This is a genomic window from Parahalioglobus pacificus (assembly GCF_014652275.1).
Taxonomy (GTDB): Bacteria; Pseudomonadota; Gammaproteobacteria; order Pseudomonadales; family Halieaceae; genus Parahalioglobus; species Parahalioglobus pacificus.
In genome coordinates, this window is sequence record NZ_BMYM01000001.1 from 1,213,114 (window position 1) to 1,228,886 (window position 15,773).

General features: G+C 56.1%; 15 protein-coding genes and 2 tRNA genes. 4 read left to right on the forward strand and 13 right to left on the reverse strand.

Features of this window, described 5'->3' with window-relative positions:
* Window positions 1-111: 111 nt before the first annotated feature.
* From IE089_RS05600 to IE089_RS05615, 4 genes are read left to right on the forward strand one after another with little or no spacing between them, the layout of a single operon-like run.
* A complete protein-coding gene (locus IE089_RS05600; RefSeq protein WP_189475977.1) occupies window positions 112-471 on the forward strand; it encodes a nucleotide pyrophosphohydrolase in 360 nt (119 codons plus the stop codon).
* Entirely contained in the window at window positions 468-1,709 is a 1,242-nt protein-coding gene (locus IE089_RS05605; RefSeq protein ID WP_229802600.1) for an HNH endonuclease, read from the forward strand. The genes IE089_RS05600 and IE089_RS05605 overlap by 4 nt, the downstream gene beginning before the upstream one ends.
* A gap of 3 nt (window positions 1,710-1,712) precedes the next feature.
* Window positions 1,713-2,153 carry a hypothetical protein gene (locus tag IE089_RS05610; RefSeq protein WP_189475980.1) on the forward strand — a complete coding sequence of 147 codons (441 nt, stop codon included), beginning with the start codon at window positions 1,713-1,715 and terminating at the stop codon, window positions 2,151-2,153.
* 8 nt (window positions 2,154-2,161) lie between these two features.
* The gene (locus IE089_RS05615; protein WP_189475983.1) at window positions 2,162-2,929 is read left to right on the forward strand and encodes a nuclease-related domain-containing protein; all 768 of its coding nucleotides are present in this window, start codon (window positions 2,162-2,164) and stop codon (window positions 2,927-2,929) included.
* Here IE089_RS05615 and IE089_RS05620 read toward each other — a convergent pair whose 3' ends face one another.
* The 13 genes from IE089_RS05620 to IE089_RS05680 all read right to left on the reverse strand — a co-directional run bounded on the left by IE089_RS05620 (window position 2,930) and on the right by IE089_RS05680 (window position 15,748).
* Complete coding sequence (locus tag IE089_RS05620) at window positions 2,930-4,066, reverse strand: tyrosine-type recombinase/integrase (protein WP_189475986.1); 1,137 nt, start codon at window positions 4,064-4,066, stop codon at window positions 2,930-2,932.
* Window positions 4,067-4,203: 137 nt separating this feature from the next.
* Window positions 4,204-4,277 (reverse strand) — tRNA-Cys (locus IE089_RS05625).
* A 103-nt stretch (window positions 4,278-4,380) separates the two neighbouring features.
* Window positions 4,381-4,456, reverse strand: a tRNA-Gly gene (locus IE089_RS05630).
* A gap of 239 nt (window positions 4,457-4,695) precedes the next feature.
* Window positions 4,696-5,262: a CDP-diacylglycerol--glycerol-3-phosphate 3-phosphatidyltransferase gene (pgsA, locus tag IE089_RS05635; RefSeq protein ID WP_189477395.1), complete on the reverse strand. Its 567-nt coding sequence runs from the start codon at window positions 5,260-5,262 to the stop codon at window positions 4,696-4,698.
* Window positions 5,263-5,285: 23 nt separating this feature from the next.
* Entirely contained in the window at window positions 5,286-7,112 is a 1,827-nt protein-coding gene (gene uvrC / locus IE089_RS05640) for an excinuclease ABC subunit UvrC (RefSeq protein WP_189475989.1), read from the reverse strand.
* Window positions 7,105-8,133 carry a UDP-N-acetylmuramate dehydrogenase gene (murB, locus tag IE089_RS05645; RefSeq protein WP_189475991.1) on the reverse strand — a complete coding sequence of 343 codons (1,029 nt, stop codon included), beginning with the start codon at window positions 8,131-8,133 and terminating at the stop codon, window positions 7,105-7,107. Before murB ends, uvrC begins: the two co-directional genes overlap by 8 nt.
* Window positions 8,123-8,593 carry a low molecular weight protein-tyrosine-phosphatase gene (locus IE089_RS05650; RefSeq protein WP_189475993.1) on the reverse strand — a complete coding sequence of 157 codons (471 nt, stop codon included), beginning with the start codon at window positions 8,591-8,593 and terminating at the stop codon, window positions 8,123-8,125. The genes murB and IE089_RS05650 overlap by 11 nt, the downstream gene beginning before the upstream one ends.
* A complete protein-coding gene (kdsB, locus tag IE089_RS05655; protein WP_189475996.1) occupies window positions 8,593-9,372 on the reverse strand; it encodes a 3-deoxy-manno-octulosonate cytidylyltransferase in 780 nt (259 codons plus the stop codon). Before kdsB ends, IE089_RS05650 begins: the two co-directional genes overlap by 1 nt.
* 96 nt (window positions 9,373-9,468) lie before the next feature.
* Entirely contained in the window at window positions 9,469-10,458 is a 990-nt protein-coding gene (gene lpxK, locus IE089_RS05660) for a tetraacyldisaccharide 4'-kinase (protein WP_189475999.1), read from the reverse strand.
* 4 nt (window positions 10,459-10,462) lie between these two features.
* Complete coding sequence (gene msbA / locus IE089_RS05665) at window positions 10,463-12,304, reverse strand: lipid A export permease/ATP-binding protein MsbA (RefSeq protein WP_189476002.1); 1,842 nt, start codon at window positions 12,302-12,304, stop codon at window positions 10,463-10,465.
* Window positions 12,297-12,728 carry an ExbD/TolR family protein gene (locus tag IE089_RS05670; protein ID WP_189476005.1) on the reverse strand — a complete coding sequence of 144 codons (432 nt, stop codon included), beginning with the start codon at window positions 12,726-12,728 and terminating at the stop codon, window positions 12,297-12,299. The genes msbA and IE089_RS05670 overlap by 8 nt, the downstream gene beginning before the upstream one ends.
* Window positions 12,725-13,348: a MotA/TolQ/ExbB proton channel family protein gene (locus tag IE089_RS05675; RefSeq protein ID WP_189476008.1), complete on the reverse strand. Its 624-nt coding sequence runs from the start codon at window positions 13,346-13,348 to the stop codon at window positions 12,725-12,727. Before IE089_RS05675 ends, IE089_RS05670 begins: the two co-directional genes overlap by 4 nt.
* Window positions 13,349-13,420: 72 nt before the next feature.
* Window positions 13,421-15,748 (reverse strand): DNA internalization-related competence protein ComEC/Rec2, encoded by a 2,328-nt coding sequence (locus IE089_RS05680; RefSeq protein ID WP_189476011.1) that lies wholly within the window; start codon window positions 15,746-15,748, stop codon window positions 13,421-13,423.
* Window positions 15,749-15,773: the final 25 nt, after the last annotated feature.

A 15,773-nucleotide genomic window follows, 5' to 3' on the forward strand; every position in this document is an offset into this window, starting at 1 on the left:
ACATGGGGAGCCTGAGGGTGCATACTGGCCAACATCCCGAAATGGGCGATTTTGTTGTAATAAGTAGTGCAGATGGTGACTACGCGCTGGTCCACAAATGAGGAACACAACATGAATCTGGTAGAGCTACTAGAACACGCAAGACAGTTCGCCATCGAACGCGACTGGGAGCAGTATCACTCACCCAAGAATCTCTCTATGGCATTGGCTGGAGAAGCTGCGGAGCTGATGGAACACTTTCAATGGTTGACCACATCCGAGTCCGAACGTGAGGCGTTGAGCGCTAAAACGCTCTCTGACATCGAGTTGGAGATGGCCGATATTTTTATCTATCTTCTACGCTTGTCAGAACGGCTTGACATCGACCTGACAGATGCGACCTTGAAGAAGATCGCGATCAACGCAGAAAAATACCCGGTAGAGCTGGCGAAAGGAAATGCCGTTAAGTACAACCGTAGGGACGATGAATGAGCCGAGTTATTCTCCAGCCTTGCGCCAACAAGGACGCGAGGGATCATTACGTTGACACCATCCAGACCCCCATTGACCTAGTCACCTACGAGACATGGCTCGACTCGAGCGTATATGGTGACCTGAAGGCGATTTACCCCGATGGCAAGGCTCAGGTATGGGGTGTAACACCAGGCACCACAGGCGCAAACAAGAAGAAGTGGGAGCGCATCGAAATTGGTGACAAAGGCGTCTTCACACGCGATGGCAAGCTAATCTCGCAGGGAAATATACAGTACAAGGTACACGCCCCCGAGCTGGCAGCTGAGCTTTGGGGCTTCGACAGCGAGGGAGCCACGTGGGAATACATCTATTTTTTAGACGCCCCGGAAGATGTGGACATGCCCTACCCCGCATTCAACGATATCGTAGGGTACAAGCCCAACTTCGTTCCACAAGGCTTCAGCGTTCTCGACCAGGAAAAGAGTAACGCCTACTTCATCGCCACCGGCGAACCCGATCTGGCGACGATTAAAGAACCACTTAATCCGGACTGGACGCGTGATGAGCTAATCCTAGCCCTTGACCTCTATTTCAAGGACCGCTCAGCGGCAGGTAACGGCACACATCCCGAAGTTGTAGCGCTGAGCGAGCATCTCCGCTCACTACATATCCACCCTAAACAGTTCAGGGAGCGTGACAGCTTCCGCAATCCGAACGGAGTTGGACTAAAACTCGCTAACTTTAGAGCCATAGATCCTGACGAACCAGGTGGGATGGCTTCAACCAGCGCCCTGGACAAGCAGGTCTTCAAAGAGTTTATCGGTAAAAAGGAAGCTCTGGCATCTGCCACTGCGCTGCTGAACACATTGGGACAGGAGCAGCCCTCACCGAGCGAATATGATGCTGATGAAGAGTACGAAGGGACAGAGGGTAAACTGGTCACTCGGGAGCATAGACATCGGGAGCGCGATGGTAAGCTGCCGCGACAGAAGAAGGCGCAAGTCCTCAAAAAACTAGGCAAACTCGCCTGCGAAGTCTGTGACTTTGACTTCTATGAACGATATGGATCACTGGGCAAAGAATTTGCTGAATGCCACCACAAAAAGCCCGTAAGTGAGATGAAGCCACACCAAAAGACCACGTTGGATGATCTCGCGATCGTCTGCAGCAACTGCCACCGCATGATCCACCGATCACGGCCCTGGAAATCGATAGAGGAACTACGCGCCGTGCTCGCTGCTCAACAAGGAAAGTAAGTCTTGCAGAAACTCATCAAATCGCTAATTGCCGGGGTGGTCACGCTCCTACTCGGCTTTATCTTGATCACCTTCATGGGCCATTTTGCCAGCAATTCAGTCAAGAAGATGGGAGACAGGCTAGTCGATAACAATCAAGCCCGCCAAGCAGCAGCCAAAGAACAGGCAGAGTTAAAGAATGCGGCCAAACATGCTGAACAACAGCGTGTGAGCCAGGGACAGGCGCTCTGGCGGCACTACGAACAACAAAGGAGAAAAGCCTTTGACGAAAACTACAGCCTACCAGAGGGCTGTCAGGCGCCCCAGAGTGATCGCCAGTTTAACGAGTGTGTGAACCATAAAATGCGGGCAAAAAAGGAATTTTTCGCTGCATACCAGCCTCCACCTTCTGGGGCTATTCCGCCGCACGCTGCAACTAGTCTTCGGCATGGCGATGGTAGCTAAGTAACTACATGGACATACTGGAAACTGTCACCAGCACCTGGCTATTCCACCTATGGTGGCTTATCCCGCTGGTACTCTTCTGGAGAGTCATCGACTCGGCTTGGTTTAAAGGCAAGGTGGGCGAATGGGCCGTTGCAAACTCATTCACCAAATACCTAAACTCCGATGAATACACCGTTCTACACGACATTACACTACCCACGGAGAAAGGCACGACCCAGATTGACCACATCGTCCTCTCCCAGTTTGGCATTTTCGTCATCGAGACCAAAAATTACAGTGGGTGGATCTTTGGGAACACTGCCAATCGTACCTGGACTCAGACGTTCCATAGAACCAAGTTTAAATTCCAGAATCCGCTGTGGCAGAACGCCAAGCATGTCAAAGCTGTCGCAGCGACACTGCAACTTCCATCTGACAGTATCCACTCCGTGATTATCTTCACTGGCACAGCCCAGTTCCGTACCCCCATGCCACCCAATGTGACCTGTCGAGCTGGTGGCGTTATGCACATCAGAACCTACCGTAGCCCCATCTACTCATCGGAGCAGGTGGCGCAAATGATTGATGCAATCGAAAAGGCGAGACATACACCCGGATTCAAGACCAACATCGCACATGTCCGCCAGATCAAAGAGAATGCCGCCGCCACACCTTCCTGCCCGAAATGCGATATTCCCATGACCCTACGTACCGCCAAAAAAGGGGCTAAAGCAGGCAATCAGTTTTGGGGCTGTTCAAATTTTCCCAAATGCCGCTATACCCGTCCTGTCTGATCAGGCCACAGCCGCGCTCATAATGCTCCGCATTTGGTCGTTTACACCATCATCCTTGTGCAGATACCGCTCAGTAACAGCTATAGACGAGTGACCTAGAATATCCTTGGCTGCGTGTATGGCCATTCCCGAATTCACGAGAATTGATGCGGCTGTATGGCGCAGGTCATGGAATCGACAGGCTATTTCGCTATCGAGCAGACATTGCTCCCAATGATTGCGAAAGGCAAAAGGCTTGTCCGGGCAGCGGGGACTCGGGAACACCAATCCAGTCCGACTCTGGTAGCGACAAAGTTCAGCCGCTACCTCGTCGCTAATACCGACCGTGCGGGCTTTACCATTTTTAGTGGTGCCTTCACAGAAGGTCACAGTAAGCGCATCAAGACTCACATACTCCCAGCGCAGCTTCAGCAACTCTCCACGGCGTCCACCTGTCACCAACGCCAGCATCACCAGCAAGTACATTCGCTCCCATCGCGACCGGCCAGCAGCATCCAGTAGCGCCTTACGCTCTGCTCTGCCCAGTTGCTTACCAATCCCCATTGATTGACCTTTTGCGAACTTGGGAACGCCTTGAGCCACGTTCCCTTTCAGATGCCCCCACTCCACCGCTGCCGTGAGTAGACTAGAGATAGCGGCTTTGAGTCGATCCACGGATTGAGCACTTCGACGCTTGCCCCGGTTTGGGCCAGTTTCAGCAAGCCCATCGCCGTAGTCAGCCAATGCAGTGGCAATATCGCCTTTGCTGATGTCAGAGAGCAAGGTATCCCTGCCCAATTGATCTTTCCACCATTCGATCTGGGCTGTCCTGGTCGTACAACGATCAGTGCCTTTGAGTCGTCGCCAGCGCGGATAGTGATCTTGGCAAAACTCCCCCAGCGTCATGCCATCCACATCATCAGTGACTGATGGCGCTATCGCGTAAAGTTCGGGGCAGACCATCGCCTTAGTGATTGTACGGTGCGGATCACCCTCTTCCATGGCCTGCTGCTGGAGCACAAGTGCCCTGCCTTCCATGATTTTCGCCCACTGCCGGGCTGGAGTCTTTTTGGGGAATACTTTGGTGAGTCGTCCGCCGCCATAGGGCAGCTTTACGATGGCTTGAAAGCCGGTGTTGCGGGTACGGATGGTGATCATTCAGGTCGCTCCCAGTCAGTTCGGAAACGCCGCGTAGTGCCATATTCGGTGCCACGTGGCGGATGAGACCTGTCTGAATGTGTGACCTAGACCTAGTCGAAAATACGAAAGCTCAGGTGTATCAACGACTTAGAAAATGGAGGCTCGGGTCGGAATCGAACCGGCGTACACGGAGTTGCAGTCCGCTGCATAACCACTCTGCCACCGAGCCACACTGAGTAAGAACTACTCTTGAGAATTGGAGTGTGAAACGGCCGGGGTGGCGATCCACTTCGAACTCCTTAACCTTCAGGGCATGTTTTGCCGTTGAAGATTGGAGCGGGAAACCGGGTTCGAACCGGCGACCTCAACCTTGGCAAGGTTGCGCTCTACCAACTGAGCTATTCCCGCACCGCACGTGTTTTAACCGTCGTCACGGTTGCCGGAACCGGCGAGACTAGGCGTCCCCCCTCAACCTTGGCAAGGTTGCGCTCTACCAACTGAGCTATTCCCGCACCACACGTATTTTAACCGCCGTCACGGCTGCCGAAAACGGCTTGGCGCATCACCTCGATGACAACGGCGCACATTGTAGGGGCTGCTGTCATAGAGTCAAGCGTTTACGTAAAAAATATACGCAAGCCATTGAATTAATTCGGATTATCCTCAGGTCGCATTACTTTCCATGCCGCCTGCAGATAAATAAACATCGACCATAGAGTAAGAACGGCCGCGGCATACAGCATCAGGTAGGCGAGCCCCAATAGCCACCCTTGCCCGGCGTTGGGGTCGATTGCCAGCAAACCAATGATGGAGATCATCTGAAAAGCCGTCTTCACCTTCCCCACCACAGAAACCGCAACGGATGTGCGGGCACCGAGTTCGGCCATCCACTCCCGCAAGGCGGAGACGACTATCTCTCGGCCGATAATGACGCAGGCCGCCAGCGTGAATAGAATCGTATCGTGTCGCTCTACCAGCAATACCAGGGCAACGGCTACCATGAGCTTGTCAGCTACAGGGTCCAGGAAGGCGCCGAATGCGGTTACCAGCCCCATGCGGCGCGCCAGATAGCCATCAAACCAGTCAGTCACCGAGGCCACGGCAAACACCGCAGCGGCAACCAGCAAGTGGTTCTTGAAAGGCAGGTAGAAAACCAGCACCAGCACCGGTATCAAGGCGATACGGAACAGGGTTAGGGCATTGGGCAGGTTAATGGGCAAAGCTGCGATTCTCTGTCTCAGTCAGCGCTATTATGCAGGTGATCGTATATCTGTTGTGCCAAAGTGGCACTAATACCCTGTATTTTTTTCAGCTCCGAGACATTGGCGTTAACCACGCCCTTCGCGCTGCCAAAGTGGCGTAGCAACTCTCGCCGACGCTTCGCGCCTACACCGGGGATATCCTCCAATAGCGATTGCTGACGTGCCTTATCGCGCCGCGCACGGTGGCCGGTAATAGCAAAGCGGTGCGCCTCGTCTCGTATGTGTTGAATCAGATGCAACGCTGGCGAATCGCCATTCATCTGGGTTTCAGCGCCGGAGTCACCATCGATCAGTGTTTCGAAGCCGGCCTTGCGAGTAACACCCTTAGCAACGCCCACCACCCGCACACCCTGAATACTGAGATCGCTGAGCACTGACATTGCCTGCGCGACCTGCCCTTTTCCGCCGTCAATAAAGAGAATGTCTGGCAATGCTCCCTCGCCTTTTTTTAACCGCCTGTACCGCCGCTCCAGCGCTTGCTGCATTGCCGCGTAATCATCGCCGCCGGTGATGCCCTCAATATTGAATTTTCGGTAATCGGCCTTGCGCGGGCCGTTCTCGTCAAACACCACACAAGAGGCAACGGTAGCCTCACCGCTGCTGTGACTGATATCGAAACACTCCATACGCCGGGGCAACTCAATCAGCGCTAAGGCTTCCTGCAGCGATTGCAAACGCTCCTGCATGGACTGCTTACCCGCCAGGTGGCCCTCAAGATTCGTGGTGGCGGTCTGGGACGCCAGTTGCAGCCAGCGCGCCCTGGCTTCCCGCACACGTGTTCGAACCTGTACTTTTCTACCCGCTTGCACGGTGAACGCCTCTGCAAGCGTTTCGGCATCATCAGGCAGTGCATTCACGATTACCTCGGAGGGAATCGCTTGATGCCCGGAGAGATAATACTGGGGCAGAAAAGCCTGCAACACATCGCCAGGAGACTCATCGAGCTTTAATGGCGGATAGTAAGTCTTACTGCCAAGCACGCGTGCACCTCGCACGAACAGTACCTGCACGCACGCACGCCCGGCGGAGACAACCGCCGCAAGGATATCCAGGTCACCGGTGGTGCCCTCAATCCCCTGACTCGCCTGCACATGCTGTAGTTGCCTGAGTTGATCGCGGTACAGCGCTGCTTTCTCATACGCCAACTCACCCGCCGCCTTTTCCATATCGTCGGCAAGCCGAACCATCAATTCCTGCGACTTTCCGCGCAGAAACAGCGTGGTGTCCTCAACCTGCCGTGCATAGTCGTCTTCACTGACGACATCCACACACGGCGCCGTACATCGACCAATCTGATACTGCAGGCAGGGCCTCGATCGGTTCCGAAAGTAGCTGTCTTCGCACTGGCGAACCTTGAATACCTTCTGCAGAAAGTGCAGCGACTCTCTCACCGCACCGGCACTCGGGTAAGGGCCGAAGTACTGTCCTTTCTTGCGCTTGGTACCCCGGTGCAACGAGAGACGCGGGAACGTGTCATTGGATGATAGGAAAATGTAAGGGTAAGACTTATCGTCCTTCAGCAGAATGTTGTAGGGCGGTTGATGCGTCTTGATAAGGTTGTGCTCCAACAACAGCGCGTCCACTTCTGTGCTGGTCACCGTGACCTGAATATCATGAATCCTGGCCACCAGAGCCATCGTTTTGGTTGTTAGCCCGCTGGCGCGAAAGTAGCTACCAACACGGTTGCGCAGGTTGCGGGCCTTACCGACGTACAGCAGTTCCCCGTCTGCGGCATACATTTGGTAAACACCAGGCCGGGTGGTCAGGCTCTTTAGGAAGTTCTCGTGATCGAACTTAGCCATCGCTGCTACCCAGCACCCTGGGTTCTATCTCCAGGCGGAAACCGAAGCGCTGGGCCACGGCATCCTGAATGTCGCCCGCTAACTTAAGCAATGCACGACCACTGTTACCGCCTCTGTTCACAAGCACCAGCGCATGGTTTGTATCTACGCCCATGCCATCTTGCTCCGCTCCCTTCCACCCGCAATCCTCGATCATCCATGCGGCGGACAGTTTCACCCTGCCGTCGGCTTGCGTGAACGCGGGCAAGCCGGAAAACCGGGTTCGCAGATAGGCAACGCCCGCCTGTCCCTCTACGGGGTTTTTGAAGAAGCTTCCGGCATTCGGAATGACCCCGGGGTCAGGTAAGCGCTTGGAACGGATAGCAACGACCGCATCGAACACCGCTTGCGGCGTCGCCTGCATTCCTGCGTCTTCGAAATATTGCGCCAACGACGGATAGTTGACGATCACGACTGGCTGCTTGTTCAGACGCAGATCCACGGCAGTAATGGCAACCGAATCGCGCAAGGCACCCTTGAAAACACTGTCTCGGTAACCAAATTCACAGGCCGCACCCGAAAGCACCCGAGTCTCACCCGTATCAAGATTCAAGGTGTGCACGGCGTCTACGAATGACGCGATTTCTACCCCGTAGGCGCCAATATTCTGGATGGGAGCCGCACCCACTGTACCCGGAATCAGCGCCAGGTTTTCCAAACCGAAGTAATTCTGGCCCAAACACCACTGCACAAGCCGATGCCAGTTCTCACCCGCCGCTACTCGAATGACGGCGCTCTCGCTGTCTTCCCGAAGGATCTCGATGCCGCGGCTCACGATATGGACAACGACGGCTTCAAGGTCGCTGGCCAAGACGACATTGCTGCCGCCTCCCAGCAACACCAGAGGCAGACCATTGGTTTTTGCCAGTGCGACAGCGTCAAGGATGTCCTGCGGCGTAGCTGCCGTCACCAGATAGGATGCCCTACTCTCCAGTGCCAATGTGTTTAGGGATACCAATGTTGCGTTGGTTTCAACCTGCACGCGGCACCTCTTTTAGGAGCGCTCTGCTTGCGTTCTCTACCAGGTCGAGCACATGCTCGAAACCATCATCAGCGCCATAGTAGGGATCGGGCACCTCTGTCTCACTGCTATCGCCGAAATCGAGGAACAAACCGATTTTTTGTTGCAAGTGGTCCGGACACATCGCCTTGAGATCACTGAGGTTACTGCTATCCATCGCCAGTATGTAATCGAAGCGATGGAAGTCGTCAGCCGTCACCTGCCTGGCGCGCAATGGCGACAGGTCGTAACCTCGCACGGCTGCGGCGAGCGTCGCACGCCTGTCAGGCGCCTCACCTGCATGCCAGGCGCCGGTGCCACAGGAATCTACGTCAATGCTGTCCTGAAGTCCGGCGGAGCGCACCATGGCTTCGAGCACGCCATGGGCGGTCGGCGAACGACAGATGTTACCCAGGCAAACGAACAAGACCGATGCGCGCATTACGCCTGCTCTTCTCGCAGCCTTTTTCGTACGGCACTCAAGTCGTCCTCGGTATCCACACCCGCCGGAACGGGTGCCACGGCTGGCTCCACGTGAATACGCTCACCGTTATACAACGCTCTTAGCTGCTCAAGCTGTTCCAGTGCTTCAACATCAGCGGGGATCCACGTCACGTAGCGCGCGAGAAAGCTGGCCCGATAAGCATAGATACCGATATGACGCTGCCAGGCAGCCGGGCTTGGTAGTGGAGTCGTCGCGTTTGGCGCCTGCCCCTGCAAGAGCTCTCGTGGCCAGGGTATGGGTGCCCGGCTGAAGTACATGGCCATCCCATTGCTGGCCGCGACGACTTTCACCGCATTCGGGTTTTGCAGTTCTTCAATGCCTTCGATGGGCTCGCTAAGCGTGGCAATGGCCGCGGTTGGGTTTACAGCCAGATTGGCCGCAACCTGGTCGATGACCGCTGGGGGAATCATGGGTTCGTCACCCTGCACATTCACAACAATATCGTCCGGTGCGAACGAGAACTTCTCGGCCACCTCGGCCAAACGGTCTGTTCCTGAGGGATGGTCTGAACGGGTCACCGCAACCTCAGCCCCGAAAGCGGCTGCCACATCGGCGATACGGCCGTCATCGGTCGCGATAATCACCCGCTCTGCCTTACTGGCCATGGCTCGTTCCCAAACCCACTGGATCATGGGCTTGCCCGCCAAATCCAGCAGCGGCTTTCCCGGGAGCCGGGTGGAGCCAAATCGTGCGGGAATCACCGCCGTGTATGTCATACCTAAACCTTTTTCCGTTGGCGTATGCCAGTGCGTCACATCAGCGACGTCGTGGCTGATGCCACACCGTCACAACTCGCTCGAGAATGAAGTGACTCAGACCTTCGTGTGACTCTCTGCACTCAGTTCGAGGATATCGTCCACGACCACATCCGGCACGCGGGTGGATATCGACAGGCTCCACATGCGCGCATCTGCAAACGCTGCGCATTTTACCGCGTCCTTCTCGGTCATAATAATGGGCCTGTCGTCCATGGACGCAAAGTCTGACGCCTGAAACTTGTGGTGATCGGGATAACTGTAAGCTATCACCTCGAAACCGGTCGCGCGCAACTGTGCAAAGAACTGCTCTGGCTGCCCGATACCCGCTACCGCATGCACAGCGTCACCAAGCGCCGCCGGAGACGGCGTTCGCTGCTCGCCCGTTGTGAGCTGAGTGAGCAAGTCTAGCTGGTAGCTAAATCCGGTATCGGCATTCGTGCCTCCCCGAAACAGCGTGTGGTCTACGGTCGCCAGGCGCGAAGGCGGATCACGCAGTGGTCCTGCTGGCAGGCAGTGGCCGTTGCCCAGCGCGCGCACCGCATCAATTAAAACAATTTCCCTATCCCTACCCAGCGCGTAGTGCTGCAAGCCGTCATCGCTGATGATCAGGTCAACAGAGCTATTGCCAAGCAAGCAGCGCACAGCATCGGGCCGTTTGGGTGATACAACCACTGGCACACCCGTCTTCCTGGCTATCAGCAATGGCTCGTCACCGACCATTATGGGGTCGCTGCCCGGTGTCACTTCCCGCGGCGCCTTGAGCCCCTGTGCGCCATAGCCCCGGCTGACTACCCCAGGCTTCACACCTTGAGCAAGCAAAGCATTGACCAGCGCTATCACAAAAGGGGTTTTGCCGGTGCCGCCTACGGTGACATTTCCCACGACCACAACCGGCACGGGCGCCCTGTAGCTCTTTAGCCACTGATTTCGGTACAGCCATCGTCGTACAGACGTTACAGCGCGAAACAGCCACTCAAGAGGTAACAGCAACCACAGCCAGGCAGCGCCAGCGTACCAGGCCCTTACCAGACGTGATTCACTCACAGGCTCAATCCGAGAATGACTGGTGATAGAGCTGGGCGTAGAGGCCACCCTGCGCCAGCAACTCTTCATGTTTGCCAGCCGCCACAACCTGCCCTGCATCCATCACTACAATACGGTCTGCTTTCTCAACCGTGGATAAGCGATGTGCAATGACCAGTGTCGTACGGTCCTGCATCACATGTTCCAGCGCGCGCTGAATACGGTGCTCAGATTCATTATCCAGCGCGGAGGTTGCCTCATCTAGAATCAGCAACGGCGCATCCTTCAAAATCGCTCGGGCTATGGCGAGCCGTTGACGCTGTCCGCCGCTCAACCCGGCACCTTCATCGCCGAGCAAGGTTTGAAAGCCATCGGGCAGGTCTCTGATGAACTCCGTCGCGAAAGCGGCTTCGGTGGCACGTTCGACCGCCTCTTCGGATACGCGATCCCTGGCGGCGTAAGCGACGTTGTTGAAAACTGTGTCGTGAAACAGCGTCACATCCTGAGACACCATGCTCAGCTGACAGCGCAGATTATTCAGCTGATAATCTTCAATAGGAACATCGTCCAGATAAATGTAACCCTGTGTTATCGGGTAGAAACGTGCCAGCAACTGCACCAGTGTTGTTTTACCGGACCCGGAGCGCCCAACCAGGGCGACAGTCTCGCCAGCACCGATTTCCAGCGAGACATCTTTCAGCGCAGGCTCTTCTGCACCGGGATAGTAGAAAACAAGATTTTGAATGCTCAACCGCCCTTGCACACGGGGCACGACCAACTGGCCTTCATCCAATTCCGCAGGCTCATCCAGTTGGGCGAAGATGTCTTCGGAAGCAGCCAACCCACGTTGAATTTCGCTTTGGATACCGGACAAACTGCGGATGGGCTTGCCCAACTGACCAGCCGCCGTCAGGAACGCCACCAGCGACCCGGCGCTGAATCCGGCGAGAATTGTGGGGTTGAGGGAAAACCACACCAGCACCGCCAGGGCGAGTGCCAGCAAGGTCTGAATGACCGGGGTACTGAGCGCGTCTGCAAATGCGAGCTTCAGGCTCTGTGCGCGGTTGTAGGCACTGGCTCGTTTGAATCGCTCGCCCTGATGCGACTGGCCGTTAAACAAGCGCACCTCTTTGTAGGCTCCGATAGTCTCGTTAGATACCTGAGTCACATCACCCATCGACGCCTGTATTCTACGGCTATAGCGCCTGAAATGCTTACCTACAACGGCGACCACCAGGGCGATAAATGGGGCCACTGCGAAAAACACCAGGCTGAGCTTCCAGTTCAAATACAGCATGTAACTGATCAGTGCGATGACGGTTAACCCCTCACGCACAAGAATTTTCAGCGCCTTGGTTGCAGCGCCAGCCACCTGCTCAACATTGAAGGTAATCTTGGAAATCAACACACCGTTACTGTGTTTATCGTAGTACTGCGCCGGCGCTACCAGCATCTTGTTAAACAGCTCACAACGCAATTCATGGATCAGGTTGCGCGCCACATGGCTCATAAAGTAAGTGCCGAGAAAGAACCCCATTGCACGCACGAACGCCAGCGATACGGCAGCAACCGGTACCGCGATCCGCGCGAACTCCAGGGCGCTCATGCCGGAAGAGTCAACCAACGCATAAGCCGCACTGGCGACGATGCCCTTATCGGCGCTATCGGATTCATTGATGGAATCCAGCAAAAACTGCAACAAATCGGCCAGTAGCACATTACCCAGCGAATAAACGAGAAAGCCCAGAATGCTAAACGCAAAGATGTACCAGTACGGAACAATGTAAGACAGCAGTCGCCCGTAGAGCTTCCAGTCGGAGACCTCGCCGCTGCGGGGCGGCAGGCTCTTGGCGGGAGCCTTAGCCATTACCCATGGCCTCTGCAGGCTGGCGCGTTGTAATACTCAGGTGTACGAAGCCCATTTGACCGGCCGCATCCATGGCGCGCACCACGTACTGGTGCTCAGTTTGCGCATCGGCAGTAATCACCATGGGTAAGGTCGTATCGCCGGCGGAGATCTTGTAAATAGCTGCCTGTAATGTACGCATACGCGTATCAACCAGCGGCTGGCCGTTGACCCGATATACCCCGGCCTCATCGATTCGAATCTCGATCTGCTCGGCCGCCATTTCCTGGGGCTCTCCCGTTGCCTCCGGCAAATCAACCGACAGCTGCGTTTCGCGCGTGAAGGTCGTAGACACCATAAAGAAGATCAGCAGCAGAAAAACCACGTCAATCAACGGCGTCAGATTAACGCCCAACTCCTCGCGCTGTTGGCGACGAAACTTCAAGGACTCTGTTCCGTATTCTCTTCGCTGTGCAGGGCATCCACCAGCTTGATGGTTTCTTGCTCCAACTCAACAACAATGCCGTCGATACGGCCGGTGAAGTAACGGTGCATAATGAGCGCGGGGATAGCCACACACAGCCCGGCGGCCGTTGTTATCAGGGCCTCTGATATACCACCTGCCAACACGCTGGCATTGCCAGTGCCCTGCGTCATGATTTCGGCGAAGACCTTGATCATACCCATTACCGTACCGAGCAGGCCCATCAACGGCGCAACCGCTGCGATGGTGCCCAAGGTGTTGAGGTAGCGCTCAAGGTCATGCACAACGTGCCCAGCCGCCTCTTCAATACTCTCCTTCATGACATCGCGACCGTGATAGGCATTGGCAAGCCCGGCAGCCAGAATGCGCCCCAGCGGTGAGGACTGCTTTAGCGTCTTCAACTTGCCCGCGTCCATTTCGCCGGCCTTCAATTGTTTCCAGACCGTGGCCAGTAGGTGTGGCGGCGCGATCTTCTTGGGATTTAGCGTGTACAGTCGCTCCAGACAAATGGCGACAGCGATGACTGAGCTCAGCACAATGAGCACCATCAGCGGACCGCCCGATGTCAGCAATTCCAGCACGTTTTTACCCCCGGTTAAGATCTGTGTTTGCGCATTATACGCACCGAGAGGGTGCCGGTAAGGGCAAAAAACTCACATCCACCAGTATCGTGGGGAAAACGAATGCCTCGTTAGCGTCAGGCTGCCGTCGGCGCCAATACGGTACTCCAGCGCGCCGTGCTCGCCAGTAAATACAGAGTGCGCACCCGTGAGGTCCACACGCTTCTCGACACGCCAGTGCGGGTGCCCAAAGGCGTTGGCATAACCTGCGCTATACACCACTGAAGTCGCATCTACACGCCTTAGCCAAGCGCTGCTGGAAGAAGATAGACTACCGTGATGTGACGCGAGCAGAACCTCAGATTTAAGATCTTCCTGCCAATAGCGTACCAGCGACTTTTCCAATCCTGCCGTGATATCGCCCGGCAGCAAGAAGCGCACACCGTGTGAGTTGATCGCAATGACGCAACTGGCATCGTTACCCGACAATCTGGGATCAACGCCTGACATCACGGTAAAGTGGGTATCATCGGACCAACGCCAGCTCTCCCCGAGGCGACAACGCGATACATCGGAACCAGAGGCCAACACTAACGGTCCGTGAGCGCCTAAGGCCTCACCCAGTCGGACGCGGCTCACGGGTAGCCGCCTCAGCAAGGCACTGGCACCCGCGCTGTGATCAAGATCAGCGTGGCTAACCACCAGCGTATCCAGCTCACGAATGCCTTCCCGCTGCAACCAGGGCAAGACCACTGTATCCAGCCGGGTGATTGCAGCAGGGTCACCTCCCCCCGTATCTATCAGCGCCGCGCGTTTCCCTTCCTGAAACACAACCGCAGTGCCCTGCCCCACATCCAGCACGACGAGGCGAGACGCCCATCTGGGCGCAGGATTTGGCGAAGCAAGAACGGTCACCAATGCGGAAGCAAGTAGTGCTCGCGCCCTTACGCCTACCGGCAGCAATAGGGCCAACATCACTATCAGGGCAAGCATCGCACTTAAGATACCCATGCCGGTGTTGATGTAGACAGACTGGCCAAGCACCCGGTGAAAGCCCTGTGCGAGCTGCAACCAGGTGCTCAATGGCCAAGATGCCAGGCGCCAGGCAAGGTCCGCCATAGGCTGGCTAATGATGCTCAAGGGAATACCGATAAGTGTCAGCGGTACGACCCAGATGCTGATCAGCGGCACAGTGATCATATTCGCCAATGCGGCGACAGTACTGACGCCGCTGAACCACACTGCTGTCAACGGCATCATCACCAGACACATGTACAGGTGAGTGCGCCATACCGTCGACCATTTCTGCCTACTGGGCTGCCACAACGACCACCACAGCAATAACGCTACGGCACCCGCGCTGAGCCAGAAGCCCGGCGATATGGGGGACAATGGCTGCCACAAAACAATGAGCGTGACTGCCAGTACTAACGCGCGAGCGCTGGAGGCCATTCGCGCACTGGCCAATGCTGCAAGCATTACCCAGACCATGACCAAAGCACGCACGGTGGGCAAAGAAAAGCCGGCCAAAGCGGCGTATGCCCCTGCAGACATCGCCCCTAAGGCGGGCCCTAACAACCATCGCGGCGCCAACCCTAGCAATCCCAACACCCTACTGAGCCCGGCACCAAGACCCAGCCCCATCAACGCCACCAAGCCGATGTGCAGCCCCGAAACGACTAACACATGTACGACACCGAGTTGCTGAAACAATCGCCAAAGTTCGGGTGATATTCCACTGCGGTCTGCAACCGCCAGTGCCTTCAGTATTGCTGCACTGCCCTCGTGTATGGAGGTTTGGTCAATAGCCTCACTGATCGTGGCTCTGAGTCGCGCGACACCAGCGCCGATTGAATGAATAGAACCAGCACTGGCAGTGCTGTGCGCTAAATCGAGCGGCTGACCCGATACAGAGCCCAGTGCGTCAATGCCGTTAAGGTGATACCAGGCTTCGCGAGGTACAACTCCGGGGTTGGCCAAACCCCGTGGGCGTCGCAGTCGTACGTTCAGCTGCAACGACTCCCCAGCCTTTATTGTCCGCTCACCGTAATAGTTAAGGCGCAGCTTCACTGGCCCTTGGCAGCGCTCGGGCTCTAACCTGGCCACCTCAAAGTCGAAGCTGTGCACGGGCGGCCGACCGACGGTTACCCAGCGCTGAGGTAATCCACTGACGGTACCCGCAATCTCGAGACGCTCGCGTAGGCAGTTTTTCGGCAAGGTTCGCTTAAGCCGTTGAGTAGCGTATATCGTGCCCCAGCCCAGGCCAGAGAGCGCACCTCCAGCCATTCGCAGCATGGGCATCCGCCAACCGATCCAAGCGCCAGTCACGACGGCGGCACCGCCTGCACTGCCCAACGGTAGAGCGGCAAGGCAGGTAGTGAGCATCGTGCCCAAGAACAATCCAAGCAAGTAGCGGCGCATCGCTAGTGCCGGCCATTGAGTACGG

Coding starts and splice junctions, on each gene's coding strand:
- uvrC (WP_189475989.1), bottom strand. CDS start 7,112: ATGGCTAAGTTCGATCACGAGAACTTCCTAAAGAGCCTGACCACCCGG.
- IE089_RS05680 (WP_189476011.1), bottom strand. CDS start 15,748: ATGCGCCGCTACTTGCTTGGATTGTTCTTGGGCACGATGCTCACTACC.
- IE089_RS05650 (WP_189475993.1), bottom strand. CDS start 8,593: ATGCGCGCATCGGTCTTGTTCGTTTGCCTGGGTAACATCTGTCGTTCG.
- IE089_RS05620 (WP_189475986.1), bottom strand. CDS start 4,066: ATGATCACCATCCGTACCCGCAACACCGGCTTTCAAGCCATCGTAAAG.
- IE089_RS05615 (WP_189475983.1), top strand. CDS start 2,162: ATGGACATACTGGAAACTGTCACCAGCACCTGGCTATTCCACCTATGG.
- IE089_RS05600 (WP_189475977.1), top strand. CDS start 112: ATGAATCTGGTAGAGCTACTAGAACACGCAAGACAGTTCGCCATCGAA.
- IE089_RS05605 (WP_229802600.1), top strand. CDS start 468: ATGAGCCGAGTTATTCTCCAGCCTTGCGCCAACAAGGACGCGAGGGAT.
- msbA (WP_189476002.1), bottom strand. CDS start 12,304: ATGGCTAAGGCTCCCGCCAAGAGCCTGCCGCCCCGCAGCGGCGAGGTC.
- kdsB (WP_189475996.1), bottom strand. CDS start 9,372: ATGACATACACGGCGGTGATTCCCGCACGATTTGGCTCCACCCGGCTC.